The sequence below is a fragment of the Rhodococcus sp. USK10 genome (assembly GCF_019378875.1).
Taxonomy (GTDB): domain Bacteria; phylum Actinomycetota; class Actinomycetes; order Mycobacteriales; family Mycobacteriaceae; genus Rhodococcus_F; species Rhodococcus_F pseudokoreensis.
On sequence record NZ_CP076048.1, the window covers coordinates 4,551,204 to 4,567,730 of the forward strand.

General features: G+C 66.1%; 14 protein-coding genes and 1 pseudogene. 8 read left to right on the forward strand and 7 right to left on the reverse strand.

Annotation, left to right across the window (positions count from 1 at the left end; translation table 11 throughout):
- The first annotated feature begins 30 nt into the window (after positions 1-30).
- Positions 31-1,431, forward strand: a complete 1,401-nt coding sequence (locus I1A62_RS27955; protein ID WP_219455508.1) for a HAMP domain-containing sensor histidine kinase — start codon at positions 31-33, stop codon at positions 1,429-1,431.
- On the opposite strand, the gene I1A62_RS27960 is transcribed toward I1A62_RS27955, so the two are convergent.
- Complete coding sequence (locus I1A62_RS27960) at positions 1,388-2,089, reverse strand: response regulator transcription factor (RefSeq protein ID WP_124391857.1); 702 nt, start codon at positions 2,087-2,089, stop codon at positions 1,388-1,390. The two genes, I1A62_RS27955 and I1A62_RS27960, sit on opposite strands and share 44 nt — an antisense overlap.
- Positions 2,090-2,689: 600 nt before the next feature.
- On the opposite strand from I1A62_RS27960, the gene I1A62_RS27965 reads away from it, so the two are divergent.
- Positions 2,690-3,391, forward strand: coding sequence for an MspA family porin (locus I1A62_RS27965; protein ID WP_219455510.1), 702 nt, complete (start codon positions 2,690-2,692; stop codon positions 3,389-3,391).
- An 86-nt stretch (positions 3,392-3,477) separates the two neighbouring features.
- Here I1A62_RS27965 and I1A62_RS27970 read toward each other — a convergent pair whose 3' ends face one another.
- Both I1A62_RS27970 and I1A62_RS27975 read right to left on the reverse strand, forming a co-directional pair.
- Complete coding sequence (locus tag I1A62_RS27970; RefSeq protein ID WP_219461482.1) at positions 3,478-4,164, reverse strand: rhomboid-like protein; 687 nt, start codon at positions 4,162-4,164, stop codon at positions 3,478-3,480.
- Positions 4,165-4,523: 359 nt separating this feature from the next.
- Positions 4,524-4,832, reverse strand: a complete 309-nt coding sequence (locus I1A62_RS27975; protein ID WP_219455512.1) for a hypothetical protein — start codon at positions 4,830-4,832, stop codon at positions 4,524-4,526.
- Between the two features lie 473 nt (positions 4,833-5,305).
- On the opposite strand from I1A62_RS27975, the gene I1A62_RS27980 reads away from it, so the two are divergent.
- The 5 genes from I1A62_RS27980 (at position 5,306) to I1A62_RS27990 (ending at position 9,078) form a co-directional block, all read left to right on the forward strand.
- Positions 5,306-5,599, forward strand: coding sequence for a hypothetical protein (locus I1A62_RS27980; RefSeq protein WP_219455513.1), 294 nt, complete (start codon positions 5,306-5,308; stop codon positions 5,597-5,599).
- Positions 5,600-5,655: 56 nt separating this feature from the next.
- On the forward strand, positions 5,656-5,919 hold the full coding sequence (locus tag I1A62_RS46560) for a hypothetical protein (protein ID WP_257890557.1): 264 nt from the start codon (positions 5,656-5,658) through the stop codon (positions 5,917-5,919).
- The gene (locus I1A62_RS46565) at positions 5,916-6,503 is read left to right on the forward strand and encodes a DUF1254 domain-containing protein (protein WP_257890558.1); all 588 of its coding nucleotides are present in this window, start codon (positions 5,916-5,918) and stop codon (positions 6,501-6,503) included. The genes I1A62_RS46560 and I1A62_RS46565 overlap by 4 nt, the downstream gene beginning before the upstream one ends.
- Positions 6,451-6,633: a DUF1214 domain-containing protein gene (locus I1A62_RS46570; RefSeq protein ID WP_257890559.1), complete on the forward strand. Its 183-nt coding sequence runs from the start codon at positions 6,451-6,453 to the stop codon at positions 6,631-6,633. The genes I1A62_RS46565 and I1A62_RS46570 overlap by 53 nt, the downstream gene beginning before the upstream one ends.
- Positions 6,634-6,723: 90 nt before the next feature.
- Positions 6,724-9,078: an arylsulfatase gene (locus I1A62_RS27990; RefSeq protein WP_219455514.1), complete on the forward strand. Its 2,355-nt coding sequence runs from the start codon at positions 6,724-6,726 to the stop codon at positions 9,076-9,078.
- Positions 9,079-9,093: 15 nt separating this feature from the next.
- Here I1A62_RS27990 and adhP read toward each other — a convergent pair whose 3' ends face one another.
- Together adhP and I1A62_RS28000 are read right to left on the reverse strand one after the other, a co-directional pair.
- A complete protein-coding gene (gene adhP / locus I1A62_RS27995) occupies positions 9,094-10,119 on the reverse strand; it encodes an alcohol dehydrogenase AdhP (protein ID WP_219455515.1) in 1,026 nt (341 codons plus the stop codon).
- A gap of 103 nt (positions 10,120-10,222) precedes the next feature.
- Positions 10,223-10,753: a DUF1269 domain-containing protein gene (locus I1A62_RS28000; protein ID WP_072943712.1), complete on the reverse strand. Its 531-nt coding sequence runs from the start codon at positions 10,751-10,753 to the stop codon at positions 10,223-10,225.
- A 241-nt stretch (positions 10,754-10,994) separates the two neighbouring features.
- On the opposite strand from I1A62_RS28000, the pseudogene I1A62_RS46885 reads away from it, so the two are divergent.
- Positions 10,995-14,262, forward strand: a pseudogene (locus I1A62_RS46885) (protein kinase).
- A gap of 7 nt (positions 14,263-14,269) precedes the next feature.
- On the opposite strand, the gene I1A62_RS28010 reads toward I1A62_RS46885, so the two are convergent.
- Both I1A62_RS28010 and I1A62_RS28015 read right to left on the reverse strand, forming a co-directional pair.
- On the reverse strand, positions 14,270-14,944 hold the full coding sequence (locus tag I1A62_RS28010; protein WP_257890562.1) for a DUF1345 domain-containing protein: 675 nt from the start codon (positions 14,942-14,944) through the stop codon (positions 14,270-14,272).
- Positions 14,945-15,056: 112 nt separating this feature from the next.
- Entirely contained in the window at positions 15,057-16,400 is a 1,344-nt protein-coding gene (locus I1A62_RS28015) for an FAD-dependent oxidoreductase (RefSeq protein WP_219455517.1), read from the reverse strand.
- Positions 16,401-16,527 lie beyond the last annotated feature (127 nt).

A 16,527-nucleotide genomic window follows, 5' to 3' on the forward strand; every position in this document is an offset into this window, starting at 1 on the left:
CGCGGGTGGCCGGTGGCGGAGGATGGCCCCATGAACAGCGCACCTGTGTGGCTCACCCCGTCGCGGTGGGGGCTCGCCCTGCGTTCGGCCCTGAGCGCCGGCGCGGTGGTTGCGGTGGCATTGGTGCTCGGCGCCGCAGCCCTGTTGTTCGTCCTGGACCGGACCCTGTTGTCGGCCCTCGACGACGCCGCGACCGGCCGCGCCGCCGACCTCACCGTCGGACTGCGCACCGATCCACCGGCCGACCTCGACAGTGAACTCTTCGACACCGACCAACGCATCGCCCTGGTGCAGGTCGTCGACACCGCCGGCGCGGTGGTGCGGTCCTCACAGGATGATCTCGGGCTCCCGGTCACCGGGGTGAATCCACCGATGGGCGGTGCGCCTGTCCGCGGTCTGGTCTCGCACGAGACGGGCGGCGCAGATCTGCGGACCACCGTGCAAGGGGCGCGCGGGGTCGGCGGCGATTACACCGTGATCGTGGCCGCGAGTGAGGAGTCGGTGGAAGCAACCCTGGCCACGGTCGGCGGGCTCGTCGCCGCGGGAGCACCGGTCATCGCCCTCGTCGCGGCGGGAGTGACCTACAAACTGGTGCGCCGATCGCTGGGGTCGGTCGAACGCATCCGCACCCAGGTCGCCGCGATCTCGACCACCGACCTCGGTGAACGGGTCCCGGTACCGCGGCCACGCGACGAGATCGCCGCGCTCGCCCGCACGATGAACGACATGCTCGGCCGCATCCAGGCCGGGCACGCGGCCCAGCGGCGGTTCATCGCCGACGCCTCCCACGAGCTGCGCAGCCCGCTTGCCACGCTGACCACCGCCCTCGACGTGGCCGATGCGCGGCCCGAAGTCCTGAACCGCGACCTGGTCCGCGGAACCCTGCGTCCCGAGACCACCCGCATGCAGCTACTCGTCGACGACCTGGTGCTGCTCGCCCGGGCCGACGAACTCGGATTGCCGCTGCGGGTCGCCGACGTCGATCTCGACGACATCGTCGACACCGAAGTCCGTCGCTCCCGCGCCGACACCACCGTCACGGTGACCGCCGTGCTCACCCCGGTCCGCATCCGCGGTGACGCCGCCCAGCTGTCCCGCGCGGTGCGCAACCTCGTCGACAACGCCGTCCGATTCGCCGCCACCACCGTGTCCATCGAGGTGTCCCGATCCGGCCGCCAGGCGCGCGTCACCGTCGACGACGACGGACCCGGCATTCCCGAGTCCGATCGGGCGCGGGTGTTCGAGCGGTTCGTGCGACTCGACAGCGCCCGCTCCCGCGCCCACGGGGGCTCCGGACTCGGACTGGCGATCGTCGCAGAAATCGTGTCGGCGCATCGGGGTTCGGTGCTCATCGACACGGCCGAGCACGGTGGGACGCGAGTGGTGGTCACGCTTCCGGTGGAGGAGGGCTGTCCGGAGAGCCGGTCGTGAGTCGGTACCCGACTCCGCGCACCGTGTCGATCGTGCGGGTACCGAACGGGGTGTCGATCTTGCGACGGAGATACCCCACATACACCTCGACGACGTTTTCGTCCCCCGCGTAGTTCGCGTCCCACACGTTCTGCAGAATCTCGCTCTTGGTGAGCGCGGTGTCCGGGTTCCGCATCAGGTATTCGAGCAGTCCGAACTCGCGGCGGGTCAACTGCAACTCCTCGGTCCCGCGGGTGACCCGGCGGCGGCCGGGATCGAGGCTCAGGTCGCCGGCGGTGAGTACCACCGGCCGCGTGGGTGCGCCGCGCCGGACCAGCGCCCGCAGCCGCGCGACCAGCACGACATAGGAGAAGGGCTTCGTGAGATAGTCGTCGGCGCCGAGATCGAATGCGTCGGCCTCGTCGTACTCGCCGTCCTTGGCGGTCAGTATCAGGATCGGCGTCCAATTCTGCCTCGCCCGGATCTCTCGGACGACCTGATACCCGCTGATCCCCGGCAGCATGATGTCGAGCACGATCACATCGAACGATTCCTCGGTGGCGTGCCAGAGCCCGTCGGGTCCGGTGGCGGCGGTGACGACCACGAATCCTTCCAGCTCGAGGCCGCGACGGACCATCTGCGCCAGCCGGGGTTCATCCTCGACGACCAGCACCCTCATTGCACAGACCTGTGATCGACCACGTGACCACCGTATCCTGACCACGCCCCGAGGTGACGGAGAGTCTTGACGTCCCGTGGGAAAGCAGCGCTGTCTCGCGAGCTGTGTTGCGCCGAAACTGTTCGGAGAGAAGGCATTATCTGCTCGCGGTGTGGTGGGACGGTTCCGATGTGCGTCTGTCGTACCCCCTTGGCCGGTTGGGTCCTTCTGTCAACTGGTGAGTATGCACGCGACATCCTGTGGGAACGCTGAGAGGCGCCGGGACGCGGGCGTGTCTGTGACCCCGCTGAGAATCGGTATTGGAGAGTTCGCGGACAGCGTTGCGGTGGAATAGCATTCGGTCGCTGATGATGATCGATGCAACCGATACGTCAGTGCACCGGGCTCTCATTCCGAGGCGAGAGAAGAGCTCCGGTTCGTCGGCTCCCGCCGGCCGCGACCCCAGAGGTCGGCGGGAGCCGTCGGCGTGCGCGCAGAGGGGTAATCGCGCTGGTGGGGAGTTATTTTCGGTTTTCTCCGTATCCCGAGCAGCAGGTCGAACCGCCGGTTACCCTCAGCTCCTACGTATTTCGTAGAGAATTCCGAACGAATGGGGTCGGTATGACGAACATCAGCAAATCTCGCTCGAAGTACACCGGTCTTACCCGCGCCCTCGCAGTCGCAGGTGTTGCGACGCTTGCGATGGTGCTGGGCAATGGGACCGCGTCTGCGGGCGTGGATAATTCGAGCTCCGTCGTCGATGCGAGGGGCAATCGCATCGAGGTCCTACAGGGTGACACCCAGTTTCAGGTCGTTCCGCCGTTGGACGGCGTGCCCACGTCCGTCGAGTTCTTTCACAACGGTTACGCCGGGGTGAATATCACCGGCCCGAATGCCGCGGAGTTCACGGGCACCAAACTCACGATCGGCTACCAGATCGGCTATCCGATCGCTCTGTCCGGCGCCACCGTGGTGCTCAACTCGCCGGGCCTCGGATTTGTGATCGGCGCAAGTAACGGAATCGACCTCGGCCTCGTCCCGACACCCTCGCTGAGCCTGAACGCATCGAACCACGCCGACCTTGCGGGTGACATCATTCCGTCTCAGGAACTGGACATCGACCTGGCGCCGGGCGGCATCACCACAGTTCCGCTCCTGGAGAACCAGTCGTTCGACGGTCCGGCGGCATCGGTGCGGTTGCAGGGCATACACGGTTCCATCTCGGGTGCGCTCGGGGCTGTCACCATCCGGCCGTACGCGACAGCTGTGACGGCCAAGGGCGATACCGTCACGACCTACGGTGTGCCACAGAAGCTCAACTAGCTCACGCTTCGTTGCAGACGTTTCGGCCCGCTGCCCGGCACCGATCGCGGATCGGTGCCGGGCAGCGGTGTCCGTGATGACGCCGCCTACGGGTCGCCGTGAGCTCGGCGCAGCCGTCGGACCGTGTCGGCGGGCGACCAGGTGCCGGTGCGGGCACGGGTCAGCGGGTAGCAGCACAGGCCGATGAGGACGGCGGCGAAATGTCCGATCGCGGTGAAGGTCAGGTGCACGAACAGCGGTACCGCGAAGAAGGCCAGCGAGCCGGCGAGATAGAGGTAGCGCCAGGGCGCCGCGATCCGGTAGGTGAGGATCGCGACCACCCCGGCCAGTCCGTAGCTGACGCCGATGTCGAGGGTGTCGACCGCCGAGGCGGGGGCGCGGCCGTGACGGATCGCCGCATACAGTGCACCTTCGCTGATGTAGGTGGCGCCAACGTGGGCGATCACGACCACGCACAACCACCGAAGCGTCCCCAGCCACCGCTCCGCCGGCACGTGGAAGATGTTGTAGACGATGAAGTACGTGATCCACCCGCCGCCGGCGAGCCAGAAGGCGCTCGCGATCAGGACTCGAACGGGATCCTCGGCGAGGTGGTGCAGGTTGGTCGAGCGGTTACCCAAGACCGCGTGGAGCACATCCGGTGACAGGTGCCTCGCCACCACCGTTGTCACCAGCAGTATCGCCAGCCAGACGTAGGTGCCGGGTGCCCGCCGGATGTACGTCCAGGCTGCCCGCGGAAACGATCGAAGGTGCGACGAGATAGCGGCGTCCACCGGGGTAATTATGCGCCGGGAGGTGGTATCGGCGCAGGCAAGCCGCTCGGCCTCGTCCCGCATCGCGACCCTCCTCATCGTTGTCGTGGTGGTGCTCGTCGTTCGTGGGGGGAGACCATCCCCGCGGACCTCGCGTTCGGGGCCGGGTAACGCCGCGAGGGGTCCGGGGTGCCGGGAGGTCTTGTCGGCCGCGGCGGTGCGGTCGATCATCGAGACGTTGCCGGGCCGAACTCGACAGCACCACAGCTGATTCCGCCGCACCGGCGGTGTGTTCGACGGCGCTGCGCGCATTTCCGCACCGTCAGCCACCACAGCAGCCATCGGACCTCCCCTCACTTTCGTGTTCCACTTACCAGGCGTCAGCTGGACCCGAACAACCCTGCGAAGGGATTGGTCGCGAGCAGTCCGGCGAAGGGGTTGGTGGTCGGGGCGGGGGTCTGATTGTCGGTCTGTGGGGACCAGGAGCCGGTGTCCTGCCAGTTCTCGCGCTGGTTGTCGTGGTGGGTCCCGTCGTGCCAGCCTCGGTCCACCTGTACTTGCGCTGGTGTAGTGGTGGCAGCGAATGCCGGCGCGGTGACCGCGGCCAGCGGAACGGCTGCGAGTGCCGCTGTGACGGCGATTCTCGACAGACGTCGCCGTGTTCCTGTCGCCAGGGAGTGTGTGATCATCATCGATCCTTTCACCGGCAAACCCACCGGAGAGGTGGGCTGGTGCACCCTCTGGTCGGGGTGTGCACCACCCCAGTGCAGGCCCGCATCCTGGTGGTCGCCTGTCATGAACCTGTGAATCTCCTGGCAGCAATTCAGAATTCCCGAAAAGTACAGTGGTGCAGTTGATTTACGACGATGACGCGCGGACTGTTTCCCGGCCCTGAGACGCCTGCGCGTGGGTCAGTGATTCACTGCCATTTCTGAGTGTTCGCTGAGGATCTGAAATGAACGGTCTTGCGTCGGAGTATGTTCGATATGTGCCCCGCTTCGCCCAAGGCTGGGAGCACCCCTAGTCCACGCCTTGCGTGCATCCGTGGTGTGCGTTCTCGGCGCTCTCGTCACATCCGGTGCGGTAGGCGGAAGTCCCACGTGTGGATGGCGCGCCACGCCGAGGTGATGTGGGACAGCGACAGCAACCTCGAGAGGTCGTCATGAACGTCGTCAAGAATGTCATCGTGGTCGGATCCGTTGCGGCGGGCTTCGCCCTGGTCGGTCCGGGAATGTCGCTCGCGGCGGCGGCGATGCCCGCGCAGACGGTCGTCAATCAGCCGTCGGCGCCGTCCTCCACGCCGCCCAAGGAACCTACCTGTGGTCCGTTCCAGGACGCCCCGCACTGGGATTTCGACGCGCCGAGCAATCCCCTCGGGGACTGGTGCACGCAGTGGCAAGGGCAGCCGCGGGACACCACCAAGGATGGTGGCGGGGGCACCGTCTTCATGAAATGACCTTTCACCCGGCATGGGTGATGGCCGGGCGGACGCCGCGGGGCCACGGTGTTCGGATGGGAACTTCGTTCGACGACGTCGCCAGAGCGTTCACGCCCGCGCACGCCGGGCTGGCCCGGTCCGCGGGGGTTCCTGCCGCACTGGCGGGCGAAAGCTATGTGAAGGCGCTCGCCAGTGTCGTCTATTACTGGGGATACCCGGCAGTGGACACGTTCGGCCGCACGTCCATGTGGGCCCTCGTGGACGGCAAGGCAGGCCTGCACTCGGGATCCTGCCGGGCGCACCGAAGAACCGCACCGGAGCGCTGGCTGATTACATGAGTCCTGCGCAACGGTGGGTGGTCTCACCGAACAACGACACGATCTACGGCGTCGGGTTCGCCGATCTGACGCGGAACGCCGTGGTCGTACAGACCCCCACCGACGTTCCGGCCGGCCACTACTGGACCGTCCGGATCGTCGACGTTCTCACCGACGTCGTGCACCAACTGGGCTCGGCCGCAGGCACACCCGGCGGCAAGTTCCTGCTCGTCGGACCCACCTGGGAGGGGAACGAGCCCGCCGGGTTCGTCGGCGTCCTGCGGATGCCGACCAATGTGGCCGGGGTGATTCCGCGCAGCTTCCCCCGGATGAGTGACTCCGACACCCCGATGGCCGATCAAGCGCGCACACTGGTCGCGTTGCACCGCTCCGGGGAGTCGTACCGCGCGCTCCTCGACCTGCCGCCGGTCGATCGAAGCCGTGGCGGGCTCTGGTCGTTGACCATGTACGACAAGGACGCGTTTATGCTCGCCGGCGCCCCCCGGTGGTCGTGTCAACCTCGGTACCGTCGACCTCGACGCCGGCGACCTCGTGTTCCACGACGGGACACTCACCCTGCACCTGGCGCACCAGGAGCCGAGTGACCTTGCTGCACAGGCGAATTGGCTACCCGAACCCGACGGCGAGTTCTACCTGATCATCCGCGCGTACGTCCCCGACCGGACGATCCTCGACGACTCCTACCGGTTCCCGGATGTCATCCGCAAACAGTAGGTGGGTTCGGGTTCACCCGTGTCGGGTGAGGTGTGCGGGCGCACGAGTGTCGAGGCTGGCACCAGGAGTGTAGGCGAGGAGAGGCGCATCATGGTCAAGCCATTTCACGGTGTGGTCAACGTCGATATTCGGGATTCGGTCCCGGATTGGACGCCGTTCGAGCCCCCTCGAGCCCCTGACGGAGCGCCGAATGTGCTCTACATCGTGCTCGACGACGTCGGATTTTCGGCAATGGGTTGTTACGGCGGGCCGATCGAGACGCCGAACATCGATCGGATCGCTGCGAAGGGGGTTCGGTACACGCAGTGGCACACCACGGCGCTGTGCTCGCCCACGCGGTCCTGTTTGCTGACCGGGCGAAACCACACGCGTAACAGCATGGCCTGCATCACGGAGGCGTCGATCGGATTCCCCAATGCGAGTGGCACGATCCCGCCGGAGAACGGCATGCTCTCGGAGATCCTCGGTGAGCGGGGTTGGAACACATACATGGTGGGCAAATGGCACCTGTGCCCGACGGACGAGATGAACCTGGCGGCGACCCGACGAAACTGGCCGACCGGGCGTGGTTTCGAGCGCTGGTACGGGTTCCTCGGCGCGGAGACCAACCAGTGGTATCCGGATCTGGTCTACGACAACCACCCCGTCGACCAGCCCAGCTCGCCGGAGGACGGTTACCACCTCACCGACGACATCACCGACAAAGCCCTCGAGTTCATCAAGGACGCCAAGGTCATCGCGCCGGAGAAGCCGTTCTTCCTCTACTACGCGCCCGGTGCGTGTCACGCTCCGCATCACGCCCCGGAGGAGTGGATCGCGAAGTTCGAGGGCAAGTTCGACATGGGCTACGACGCGGTCCGTGAGCAGACCCTTGCCCGGCAGAAGGAGATGGGCATCGTCGCGGCGGACACCGAGCTGCCGCCGATCAATCCGATCGGCACCCCCGACACCCGGTCGGGACCCGCGGGGCAGCCGTTCCCGGAACTCGACTACACCCGCCCGTGGGACACGCTGGGCGACGACGAGAAGCGGCTGTTCGCGCGGATGGCCGAGGTCTACGCGGGTTTCCTGGCCCACGCCGATCATCACATCGGGCGGGTGCTCGACTATCTCGAGCAGAACGACGAGTTGGAGAACACCGTGATCGTGGTCGTCTCCGACAACGGCGCGAGTGGTGAGGGCGGCCCGAACGGCTCCGTCAACGAGATGAAGTTCGCCAACGGCATCCCGGACGACCTCGCGGAGAACCTCTCGAAGCTCGACGATCTCGGCGGACCCAAGACGTACAACCACTACCCGAACGGTTGGGCGATGGCGTTCAACACCCCGTTCAAGATGTGGAAGCGTTACGAGTTCAACGGCGGCACCGCGGACCCGTGCATCATCTCGTGGCCTGCCGGAACGAAGGCGCGTGACGAGATCCGTGACCAGTACCATCACGCGATCGATATCGTGCCGACGCTCCTGGACCTGATCGGCGTCGAACCACCCGAGACGATCAAGGGCCACACCCAGGCCCAGTTCGACGGCGTCAGCATGCGGGGCACGTTCGAGGACAAGTCCGCGCCCTCGGCGCGCCGGACCCAGTTCTACTCGATGCTCGGCTCGCGATCGATCTGGCACGAGGGTTGGAAGGCCGTCACGACGCACCCGACCATCGCCGGGTGGGGCCACTTCAACGAAGACGAGTGGGAGCTCTACCACACCGATGTCGACCGGGCAGAGGTGAACAACCTGGCGTCGGAGCACCCGGACAAGCTGCGGGAATTGGTGAACATCTGGTTCGCCGAGGCCGGCGCGAACCTGGCGTTTCCACTCGACGATCGATCGGGTGTCGAAATCATGGGCACGCCCCGCCCCCAACTGGCCGCTGCCCGCGACCGGTACGTGTACTACCCGGACGTGGCCGCGGTGTCCGAATGGCAGGCGGTCAACACCCGCGGGCGGTCCTTCGTGATCGGGGCGCTCGTCGACATCCCCGAGCCGGGCGCCGAGGGCGTGCTCTTCGCGATCGGATCCCGCTTCGGCGGGCACGCACTGTACGTGAAGGACAACCGACTGCACTACGTCAACAACTTCGTGGGCAGCGACGAACAAATGATCGTCGGCTCCGAGGACGTCCCCACCGGCACCGACCTGATTCTGTCCGCGTCCTTCGACAAGGACGAGCAGGAACCTGCCGCCACCTTGGGAACACTGTCCCTCTTCCATGGGGATCGGAAGGTCGGCGAGGGCCGGATCAGAACCCAGATGGGGGCGTTCGCGATCGCCGGTGCGGGGCTGTACGTCGGCAGGCACCCGGGCGAGCCGATCACCGAGGACTACCCCGGCGAATCACCCCATCGTTTCACCGGCGGCACGATCAACCGGGTCGCGATCGATGTCAGCGGTGAACCGTACCTCGACCTCGAGCGGGAAGCCGCCCTGATGCTGATGCGGGAATAGAGGACTTGACCGCATTCATGCGAATTGCAGCACGATGCGGCCGTCGACCGTGCCCTGGCGCAACTCGTCGAAGACGTCGTTGATCTCGTCGAGTCTGCGGGTGTGCACGGTCGGATGAATCTTCCCGCGCGTATAGAAGTCGAGTGCCTCGCGCATGTCCTGCCGAGTGCCGACGATCGACCCCCGAATGGTCAGCCCCTTGAGGACGGTGTCGAAGATCGGAGCGGGAAAATCCCCGGGTGGCAGACCAATGAAAGTGATCGTCCCACCCCGCCGGGCCATTGCGATGGCCTGCCCGAACGCGGCAGGATGCACAGCCGTGACCAGCACGCCGTCGGTTCCGCCGGTTGCCGCTTGAATTCGAGCGGCCGGATCCTCCTCGGTCGCATTCACGAGGACTTCCGCGCCGAGGTTCCGGGCGAGTTCGAGCTTCGAATCCGACACGTCGACGGCGGCCACCCTGAACCCCATCGCCACCGCGTACTGGACCGCGACGTGACCGAGGCCTCCGATTCCCGAGATCGTCACCCACTGACCCGGCTCGAGGTCGGTGACCTTCAGTGCCTTGTACACCGTCACACCGGCGCAGAGTATCGGCGCCACCTCCACCGGGTCGGAACCGTCCGGAATACGCGCCGCGAAGCGCGAGTCCACCAGCATGTACTCGGCGAAAGATCCGTTGACCGAGTATCCGCCATTGATCTGCTTCTCACACAAGGTTTCCCAACCCGTGCGGCAGTACCGGCAGTCCAGACAGGCGGACCACAGCCAGGCATTCCCGACCCGCTCGCCGATCTCGAGGTCGTCCACGCCCTCGCCCAGTTCAACGACCGTCCCGTAGCCCTCGTGGCCGGGGACGAACGGTGGGGCGGGCTTGACCGGCCAGTCTCCGTCCGCGGCGTGGAGGTCGGTGTGGCAAACACCGGTCGTCTCGACCTTCACCAGCGCTTGATGGCGGCCCGGCGTCGGAATCGGCACCTCTTCTATGGTCAGCGGCCGTCCGAATTCTTTGACGACCGCGGCCTTCATCGTGCTGGTCATGGGGCCTCCTTGCGTCTGTGGTGCACACTACGAGCGGGGGTGCCACTACGGTGGGTCGGCTGCGCCGGATGCCACGCGCAATACGCGGTTCAGGCGCCGGATCTCAGGATTTGGACGCCTCGTCGATCTCCTTGCCGACCCGCTCCGTGTCCGCCTCGAGCTGCTTCTTTGTCACCTTGGATGCGCGTTCGAGCGCCTTCTCGACCCGCGCCTCGAGGTCCGTCGCCGCAACGACGATCAGTCCGCTGTCCCCGTCGTCGAGTAGCTCACCCACGTCCTTGAGGTCGGAGCGGCTCATCCCGGCGGCGACGTGCCCGCCGAGTGCCCCGAGACCGGCGCCGCCGGCACCGCCCAGCAACAACCCGGCACCGAGCCCGACGGCCGGGAACAGGGCAACCAGTGCACCTCCAACCAGGCCGATGCCGAGCCCACCCCACGCTCCCTGCCGGGTCGGCTGCTCATGTTTCTTGACGATCTTGACCTTGCCAGTTTCGGTCCGGGTGATGACGGCCGCATCGTATGTATCGATCAGGTCCGCCTCGACGTAGAGATCGTGCACGGCGTCGTAGTCGGCGATCGCTGCGTCTTGCGAGTCATAGACCGCCGCGAGCAGGGCGAATGTATCGAGGGCCATGATTTCCTCCGATGGGTTGGTTGACGGTGAACCCGCTTCCAGCCTCGGCACTCGCGGTCCCGCTCGCATCGCCCAAAACGGGTGATCACCAGCGTGTCGTCGTCGCGCAGCGAGCGCTCACGATGTCTCCGGCGCGCAAACGTCACCGCTGTTGCCCGTCGTCGGCGATATCCTGGGGAGGCGTCCTCGAGAGGTAAGTGGTGCTGAACCGGCGACATGGCTCGGATGAATCGACCTAGCAGTGGCCGATGACGATCCGTTCGAGACCCGACGCGATGTGGACCCGACGGCCACCGCGCAGTTGACTGCGGACGGATTCGACGACGCCCAGGAGATCGGGCGCGGAGGCTTCGGCGTCGTCTACCGGTGCACGCAGGCCACGCTCGACCGGACCGTCGCCGTCAAGGTTCTGACCACGGATCTCGCGGAGGAGAGTCGGGAACGATTCTTCCGGGAACAGCGCGCGATGGGTCGTCTGACCGGCCATCCGAACATCGTGACCGTGCTCGAAGTCGGCATCACGGGAAGCGGCGATCCGTTTCTCGTGATGCCCTACCACCCGCAGGGCTCCCTGGACACTCGGATCCGACGGCACGGCCCGCTGTCGGCGGACGAGGTGCTGCACCTCGGGGTCAAGCTCGCTGGTGCGCTCGAGACCGCACACCGGCAGGGCATCGTCCACCGTGACGTGAAACCCGCAAACGTCCTCCTCACCGAATACGGCGAGCCGGCTCTCACGGACTTCGGGATCGCCCACATGTCCGGGGGCTTCGAAACGGCGACGGGCATCGTCACGGGTTCGCCCGCGTTCACCGCACCCGAGGTCTTCGGCGGCGCGTCCGCGAGTCCGGCGTCGGATATCTACGGGCTGGGTGCGACCCTGTTCTGTGCGATCACCGGGCATGCAGCGTTCGAGCGGCGCAGCGGAGAACAGCTGGTGGCCCAGTTCGTCCGTATCACTACCGAACCGACACCGGATCTTCGGGAGCAGGGGATCGCGGACGACATCACCGTCGTGATCGAGGAGGCAATGGCCCGCCGACCCGAGGACCGGCCACCCTCTGCCGCCGCATTCGGTGAGAAGCTGCGCGACGTCCAGCTCCGCCGCGGCTTGCCCGCCGACGTCATGGCACTGAACGCGTCACCGGACACCCCCACACCGGAGCCGCTGCCACGTTCTCCGTCGCGCACGTCCCTCGGTTCCGCCGCCCACCGGACGGGCAACCTACCTCTGGAATTGACCAGCTTCGTCGGACGCAGGCACGAACTCACCGAGGCGAAGAATCTACTGGCAGCATCGCGGCTGCTGACGTTGACCGGAATAGGCGGGGTCGGGAAGACCCGTCTGGCGATACGCGTCGCCACGGCAATGCAGCGCGAATTCGCCGACGGGGCATGGCTCGTCGAACTCGGGGAGGTTCGCGACCCGTCTCTGGTGATCGACGTCGTCGCCACCACCCTCGGATTGCGTGACCAGACGGCTCGGTCTCTTCGTGAAGTCCTGCTGGACTTCCTCTCTTCGCGAGAACTTCTGCTGATACTGGACAATTGCGAACAAGTGGTCGACGCCGTGGCTGACCTCGCGACGGCACTGCTGCAACAGAGCCCCCGCCTGCGTGTTCTCGCGACCAGCCGGGAACCCCTGACAATCGGCGGTGAAGCGACCTTGCGCGTTCCACCGCTGACGGTCCCCGACCCGGATCGCGAGCCGTCACTCCAGGGTCTTCCCCGCTACGACGCCGTGTCGCTGTTCACCGAACGCGCCACCGCCGCGCTACCGGCCTTTGCGCTGACCGAGACCAACAAGACCGCGGTGACCCGAATCTGCCGTCGATTGGACGGGTTGCCGCTACCGATCGAACTGGCGGCGGCGCGGTTGCGGGCGATGTCACCCGAGCAGATCCTGCAACGCCTGAGCGACCGCTACGCGTTGCTGACGCGCGGAAGCCGCGGGGGCGCCCTCGCGCCAACAGACGCTGAGGTTGTGTCTCGATTGGAGCTACGAACTCTGCACCGAGCGAGAGCAATGCGCATGGGAACAACTGTCGGTATTCGCGGGTAGCTTCGAACTGGATGCGGCAGAACAAGTATGCGGTGCAGACAGCGACGCACCGGACCTCCTGGACGCGGTGGCATCGCTCGTCGACAAGTCGATCCTGAACCGGGAGGACCAGGGCGTCACGGTGCGATACCGGCTGCTCGAGACTCTCCGCGACTACGGCCGGGAAAAGGCTCAGCAGACCGGCGACTATTCGAACCTGCGTCGACGGCACCGGGATTGGTACCGTCAGTTGGCCCGGACCGCTCAAGCTGAGTTCATCGGCCCGCGGCAGATCGAATGGCTCGCCCGCTTCAACCGCGAACAGCCGAACTTGCGGGATGCCATGGAGTTCTGCCTGGCCGAGGGCGACGTCGAGGAAGGCTTGCAGATCGCGACTGCGGTGTCCCTGCTCTGGAGTACCCGCGGTCTGCTCAGCGAGACACGGCGATGGCTCGACCGATTCCTCTTGTCACCGAATCTGCCGCCGACGATCGTGACGGTCAAAGCGCTCTACGCCAACTGCCTGATGGCCGAACAGCAACGGGACCATCAGCGAGCTGCTGCCCTCGTCGAGCAGGCGCATGCCCTGGCCGACCATGTGCCCGATCCCGTCGCGCACGCCGTCGTCGATCACGCGGACGGCGTCTTCGGGATCTTCAACGGTGATCTCGTGCGCGCGTGTACCGGTTTCGAGGGGGCCCTCACTGTGCTTCGAGAAGCGGAGCGCGAGTTGGTCATACACGTCGAGACGCTCACGTTGCTCGGTCTGACCTACGAGCTGCTCGACGACGATCCTCGCCGGGCGGTCGACTGCTACGAAGAAGCCCTCTCGATCACTGATCGTCACGGCGAATCCGTGTACCGGGCCTACGTCCTGTGGGTCATGGCGGTTGCGCAGTGGCGACAGGGCGAACGGCGTCGTGCAACCGAATTGCTCGAGGAGGGGCTGCGGCTCAGCCGTCTCGTCGACGATCCGGTCAATTGCGCCAACAGCCTCGAAGCTCTCGCGTGGATCGCCGGCGGCACCGATCCCAAGCGCGCCTGCATTTTGATGGGAGCCGCCGAAGCCATCGGTCACGCAGTGGGAAGCACTTCGGTTTTCGTCCCCGACCTGCTCGTTCATCACGACGAGTGCGAACGGTCAGTCCGCCGAATGCTCACCGAAAAGGACTACCAGGACGCACAGCATCAAGGCCGGAAGATGGATCTCGATTCGGCCGTTTCATACGCACTCGGCGAACGGCTCCAGAAAGATTCCGGACCCTCCGGATCGGTGAAACTGACGAAACGTGAACGACAGGTCGCCGAGCTGATCGCCGAAGGGCTGACCAACAAGGCCATCGCCGCCCGGCTCGTGATTTCGGTACGCACCGCGCAGGGACATGTCGAACACATACTCACCAAACTCGGATTCAACTCGCGAGCCCAGGTCGCGGCCTGGGTCGTGGAGGAGCGGCAATCGACGTAACTCCTCCTCAGGAGGCGGCGAGGACGGACACGACCGTCGCCACTGTCACGGTGTTGAAGACGAACGCGATCACTGCGTTCACCGCAACCGTCCGGCGCATGGCATCGGAGGTCACGTCGACGTCGGTCGTCCCGAAGGTCGTCATCACGGACACGGCGAAGTAGACGTAGCCGGCCCACCTTGGCGACCCGCCGGGAAAACCCAGAGCGTGGCCCTGCTCGACGACGTTGTCCGCGTAGAAGGTGACCGCGAACGACACCAGCACACAGGTCCAGGACACGACGACCAGGACGACGGCGATGCCGATCCGGAGTGGGTCGGGCAGTGCGCCGCCGCCACGGCCGGGCAGCCACACCACCGCGACCGCGAGTGCGATCGCCGCCATGAAGAGGGACACCCCCGGCCCGGGAGCGGTGCCCAGGACATAGCGTTGCAGTACGGTCCCGCGGCTCTCGCGTTCGGCCCACTGCTGAACGACCGCATCCGGCGCCAGGGAGAACGCCGCGACCGTGGCCACGAGATATGTCACGAGGTAGACCAAGAGCACGATCACGCTCGCGTCGGCGAAACCGATCGACGACATTCCGACGGGGCCCAGGAGCATCGCCGCGACGGCAGCCACGAGCACGCTGACGCCGGAGCGGAGGCGCTCGGAGAGCCATCTTCCAACGGATGCGGGCAAGGCGTGGGCCCTCCGTTCGTCGTATCTGGTGGTGGATCCCAGTCTTCTGGATTGCCCGGTACGTCCGCGACGAATTCGGCCTGTCGACGCACTTGCTCGCGTCCGGTGGCGGTCAGCGGTGGTCCACCAGCCGAATGGCTTCTGCGACTTCGCGAGCGGCTCGCTCGCCTGATTCGATGGCCCCCTCGATGTAACCGGCGTGCTCGCTCGCCGTCTCGGTCCCGGCCCAGTGAATGTCGTCGATCGGATCCGAAGGCAATGGGAACGTTCCCACCGTGCTGCCTGCGGACGGTAGCGCCAGATATCCCCCGCCGGCGTGTTCGTCGAGGTGCCACGACTTTTCGTGCCAGCTTGCCGGCTGCAGGATGTCGGATGACCCGACCGCAGCGGCGAGGGGTCCCAGGATCGCCTGCCTGCGGCCGGCTTCGTCGAGTCGATCGAGTTCGCGAGCTTTCCGACCGCCCACCAGCACACACAGGTGGCCCGGACCGCCGGGTGGGGAGGTATCGAAGACCGCGAACCCGGGGCCGTCGAGAAACAGGAATTCGGCATCAGTGGTAGCGAGCCAGAAAGGACGCTCGTAGACCGCGACCGCTTTGAACACCGATCCCATGTACATGTCTTGCTCGAGGCGCCGCCGACCTGCCGGAAGGGGAGGGTCGAAGGCGATCGCGGCCGACACCGGTGGCGGCGTCGACACGATCGCCTTGGACGCTCGGATGAGAGCCGAGTGGGTACGGAGGACGACGCCTGTGTCGTCTCGGCTGATGGATGTCACTCGACTGCTCGTGAGGACCCGTGGTCCGAGTTCGGCGGCAATTTTGTCGGTCAGGGTTCCTGCACCCTCGACGATCAGACTCTCCTGTGCGCCGCCGTTCGTCGACAACATCGTGGAGAGTCCGCCCTGGTAGTGAATCATTTTGGCCAACGCATCCATCGAGAGGCGGTCGAGGTCTGCCGTCGTCGACACCTCGACGACCACTTCGAGGAGTCGACGGGCTTTGACCGTCGGCACCGTGCGGAGCCACTCCTGCACGGTCGTCGAGTTCCATCGCTTCGGCGCTCCCCGCTTCGCCCGGAATTCCCAGGACAGCAGAACGGCAGCGGCCGTCAGCATCGACGGACTCACGGCCGAGATGGTGCGGGCGTCGCCGACGACGGTCGGCCGTTTCGGTGTGCGCATGGGGAACACGGTGGCCCCGAGTTCGGCGGCCAGCGCCGAGAACCGGTGGTGTCCGTGGCCGACCCACTGCCCACCCAGATCGAGCCGCGAGCCCAAAGCCGAGGTTTCAGCCATCATCCGGCCTCCCGGTCGGTCCGCAGACTCGAGAACGAGCACGTCGATCCCCTGTCGATGCAGCGCTCTGGCCGCAATCAGACCCGACATTCCGGCGCCGACCACGGCGACGCTGGTGTCGATAGTGGCTGCTTGCTTGTCGTTCGGGCTGTGCGCCATCGGTCTCACTCCGGGGTTGTCGATGATCCAGTGCCGCGGCCGCGACCGTAATTTCTAAGTCGGACAGCCGTACGAATCAAAGTAGAGCGAGGTCCACCCGAACGCAATAGCGTCCCGGATCCGAACC